The organism is Luteimonas sp. A611 (assembly GCF_054072715.1).
In genome coordinates, this window is sequence record NZ_JBSVRP010000016.1 from 1 (window position 1) to 999 (window position 999).

The following is a 999-nucleotide window of genomic DNA, read 5'->3' on the forward strand; positions in this document are numbered from 1 at the left end:
AACGACCGAGGAAACGCTATGGCTTCCAGACCCCGGAACAACGACTACAACAAACTTCAGGGGTGTTGCACTTGGAGTGTTAATTCACCCCGCGTACCGACAGCGCCTGAGCACTTGTAACGTATCAACTCCGTACCTGGCACAGTCGTGTTGTCGATTAGCTGACTCCCATCTCGGGAGAGCGTGAACTGTGCGGTGGAAAGCCACGTCTCGCCCTCGCCGGACAGTTCAGAGATCAGCGCAATCTCGGTGTCTCCGCGAACCACAACGGCCCTGATTGGGCCATCACTCTCCCAGTACGTAATGTGGTGAGGAGCAATGCGAAGAGTCAAGTCATCTGCGTCCGATCCGCAAGAATCAGGACTCCCAGCCCACTGTCCAACAAAGCGATCCGGCACGGTGGCCATGTCGCTGCCCGCCAGAGTTGAGAGCGGCAGCAGCAATGTGGCTATGAAAAGTGCAGTCTTCATTGCTCTCCCTAGCGGTCTAACACTCAAGTTAAGCCGAATTGCAGCGCGTAGCTGGCAACATGGCAAGCTCTTTCTGCCATGTTGACGGCGTAGCGATGCAATTTCGGCTTGAACGCATTGCTAGGCAGCTGCCGTCACTCGGAGGCATAGAACGAGTAACCGGCGGGCTTGCGGACAAACAAGGCTCGGAAAGCTCCAATCTCCCAGATTTCCTCAACTACCAGTTCCGGAGGCAGCCCCGAATTGGCGGGTCCGTACTCCCCCGACTGAGCCCACTCCGAAAGGACTAGTTGCTTGGCAAGATCGCGTGCACTGGCTGGAGAAGTAGCTTTGACCCAGCGAGTAGTGAAGAAACCAATAGCCGAGGCAGCACCTTCTTCTGCCGGGAAGTCGATGCCGGTTCCTTCGATCCGGATTGCGTAAGTCTTCACCGCTGCTGCCTAACGCCTTATGTCTTGAGTTTCCCCTACCGTAGGCGCCGAGAGCCCGACGTGCGCGCCCGATAACGCCTCGGTGTCAGACCACCGTA

The 999-nt window shown here is 57.0% G+C and carries 1 protein-coding gene; it reads right to left on the minus strand.

Annotated features, from left to right (window positions below; translation table 11 throughout):
- Window positions 1-604 precede the first annotated feature (604 nt).
- A complete protein-coding gene (locus ACW5EG_RS17040) occupies window positions 605-901 on the minus strand; it encodes a hypothetical protein (RefSeq protein WP_457022487.1) in 297 nt (98 codons plus the stop codon).
- Window positions 902-999 lie beyond the last annotated feature (98 nt).